Annotated in this window: 2 rRNA genes; both read left to right on the top strand. The window is 58.5% G+C overall.

Going from position 1 to position 3,463, the window contains the following annotated elements:
* Positions 1-112: 112 nt before the first annotated feature.
* A 23S ribosomal RNA gene (locus ACQUS7_RS14535) occupies positions 113-3,027 on the top strand.
* 142 nt (positions 3,028-3,169) lie between these two features.
* Positions 3,170-3,291: ribosomal RNA gene (rrf, locus tag ACQUS7_RS14530) — 5S ribosomal RNA — on the top strand.
* Positions 3,292-3,463 lie beyond the last annotated feature (172 nt).

The following is a 3,463-nucleotide window of genomic DNA, read 5'->3' as shown; positions in this document are numbered from 1 at the left end:
TGGGAAGGGTCGATGTACGCTCCCGGTTGTCCCCGGGACGTGCGATGACGGCCGTGTGTACGTGCAATCCAGACGCCCACTGGACCCGTTCATCGGGTATCAGTGATCATCAGTTAATTGGCTACTGTGCCAGCTGGTGGATGGCTCGGCTCGAGAGCCGACGACGGACGTGCCAAGCTGCGATAAGCCGTAGGGAGCCGCATGGAGGCGAAGAACTACGGATGTCCGAATAGGAATCCTCTAAGCAATTGCCTTGCGCAATGGGGAACGCCCCGAATTGAAACATCTCAGTAGGGGCAGGAAGAGAACGCAACCGCGATGTCGTTAGTAACCGCGAGTGACCGCGACACAGTCCAAACCGAAGCCCTCACGGGCAATGTGGTGTACGGGCTGACAGCAAGCAGACAGCGTCGACGAGAAGTCTCCTGGAACGGAGCACGAAACAGGGCGACAGTCCCGTACCGTCGACAACGACTGCGGATCAGTACCCTGAGTAGCGGGGGTTGGATATCCCTCGTGAACACCCCAGGCATCGACTGGGAAGACTAAACACTCCTCGAGACCGATAGCGAACAAGTAGCGTGAGCGAACGCTGAAAAGCACCCCGAGAAGGGCGGTGCAATAGGGCCTGAAATCAGTTGGCGATGGAGCGACGGGGCATACAAGGTCCCTCGACGAACGACAGAGACGCGAGTCTCCAGTAGGACTCGAGGGAAGCCGATGTTCCGTCGTACGTTTTGAAAAACGAACCAGGGAGTGCATCCCGCTGGCGAGTCTAACCGGGTTATCCGGGAAGGCACAGGGAAACCGATACGGCCGCAGCCTTACGGCGAGGGCCACCGTGTTCAAGCGCGGGGAGTCAGCGAGATGCGACCCGAAACCGAGCGATCTATGCGGGGGCAGGGTGAAGCGCACCGAAAGGTGCGTGGAGGCCCGTTAGGGTTGGTGTCCTACAATACCCTCCCGTGACCTGCGCATAGGGGTGAAAGGCCCATCGAGCTCGGCAACAGCTGGTTCCAACCGAAACATGTCGAAGCATGACCTCTCCCGAGGTAGTCCGTGCGGTAGAGCCACCGATTGAGAGACCCGCCTCCGAGAGGAGTCGGCCTCTCTGTCGAACTCCGAACGTACGGACGCCGTGGACGGAGGGAGTCCGGTATCCCGGGGTAAGCTTGGGTACCATGAGGGGAACAACCCAGAGCTGGGTTAAGGTCCCAAAGTGTAGATTAAGTGTGATTGGAAGGTTGTCTCGAGCCCTAAACAGCCGGGAGGTGAGCTTAGAAGCAGCTACCCTCTAAGAAAAGCGTAACAGCTTACCGGCCGAGGTTCGAGGCGCCCAAAATGATCGGGACTCAAATCTACCACCGAGACCTGGCGGCACCTGTCACAAGGTGATCCAGTAGGTTGGCGTTCTATTCGGGTGGAAGCACGGGCGAGAGCTCGCGTGGACCGTGTAGAAACGAAAATCCTGGTCACAGTAGCAGCGATATTCGGGTGTGAACCCCGAAGGCCTGAAGAGTAAGGGTTCCTCGGCACTGCTAATCAGCCGAGGGTTAGCCGATCCTAAGCCTCGTCGTAATTCGAGCGAGACAAAAGGGTAACTGGTTAATATTCCAGTGCTGCCACGCAGTAAACGCCGACACTTTGGAGTCGGTCGAGCCGGACCTTCGTCCGGTCGAATCCTCGAAGTCCGTGGACGCCGTAACGGCACGAAGCGGACGAAAGTGGAGATAGCGCAAGTCGACTCAATCGAGAGTCCGTGAAAAGGCAAGCGTGGTATTCGTACCGAGATCCGACACAGGTACTCTGGCAGAGCAAGCCAAGGCCGACGGGAGCAACCGACGTTAGGGAATTCGGCAAGTTAGTCCCGTACGTTCGCAATAAGGGATGCCTGCCTCGCACGAGGCAGGTCGCAGTGACTCGGGCGCTCCGACTGTCTAGTAACAACATAGGTGACCGCAAATCCGCAAGGACTCGTACGGTCACTGAATCCTGCCCAGTGCAGGTATCTGAACACCTCGTACAAGAGGACGAAGGACCTGTCAACGGCGGGGGTAACTATGACCCTCTTAAGGTAGCGTAGTACCTTGCCGCTTCAGTAGCGGCTTGCATGAATGGATCAACGAGAGCGCCACTGTCCCAACGTTGGGCCCGGTGAACTGTACGTTCCAGTGCGGAGTCTGGAGACCCCCAAGGGGAAGCGAAGACCCTATAGAGCTTTACTGCAGGCTGTCGCTGAGACGTGGTCGCTAACGTGCAGGATAGGTAGGAGCCGCTACACAGGTACCCGCGCCAGCGGGCCACCGAGGCAGCACTGAAATACTACCCGTTAGTGACTGCGACTCTCACTCCTGGCGGAGGACACCGGTAGCCGGGCAGTTTGACTGGGGCGGTACGCGCTCGAAAAGATATCGAGCGCGCCCCAAAATCTCCTCACGCGGGTCGGGAACCCGCGGACGAGCGTAAGAGCACAAGGAGGTTTGACAGTGTCATTCCAAGCGAGTGACGCTGACGCGAAAGCGTGGTCTAGCGAACGGATCACGGGCCTCAATGGCCCGGATTTACGACAGAAAAGCTACCTTAGGGATAACAGAGTCGTCACCGGCAAGAGCACATATCGACCCGGTGGCTTGCTACCTCGATGTCGGTTCCCTCCATCCTGCCCGTGCAGAAGCGGGCAAGGGTGAGGTTGTTCGCCTATTAAAGGAGGTCGTGAGCTGGGTTTAGACCGTCGTGAGACAGGTCGGCTGCTATCTATTGGGGGTGTTACGGTACCTGACGAGAACGGTCGTATAGTACGAGAGGAACTACGACTGGTCGCCACTGGTGTACCGGTTGTCCGAGAGGGCACTGCCGGGAAGCTACGCGACACGGGGTAAGAGCTGAACGCATCTAAGCTCGAAACCCACTTGGAAAAGAGGTACCACCGAGGTCACTCGTAGAAGACGAGTTCGATAGACTCGGGATGTACGCGTCAAGGCAACGAGACGTTCAGTCCGCGAGCACTAACAGACCAAGCCACACTCATGCACTGAGACCCACAACATGAACGGGTCCAGGCGTTACCTGGATTGCACGTACACATTGGCCACACAGAAGCCAGCAGACAGGAACCAATCCTGACACCGACGACACGGCAATTCACCGGATCGTTCCCGGTGGTCGGCGTTAGGGCGGCCACAGCGGCGGGGCAACACCCGTACCCATCCCGAACACGGAAGTTAAGCCCGCCTGCGTACCGGTCAGTACTGGAGTGCGCGAGCCTCTGGGAGCCCCGGTTCGCCGCCCACCACTCATACTCATACTTACTTCCAACCCCGCTTTTCCAGACACAGAGCCACAGCCACAGTCACACGTCCACAGCCACATTTCCACATACACACGCACCGCCCTCCACCCTCCCCGCCGCCACCCACACGGCACCCCCGCACCCACACACTTCCACGCCTCACCACGCCGCCAC

Origin of the sequence: Halobaculum sp. P14 (genome assembly GCF_051195155.1) — an archaeon.
Lineage (GTDB): Archaea > Halobacteriota > Halobacteria > Halobacteriales > Haloferacaceae > JBNTKA01.
Note: the sequence above shows the minus strand (reverse complement) of the source record. Positions and strands in the feature narration are given on the sequence as shown.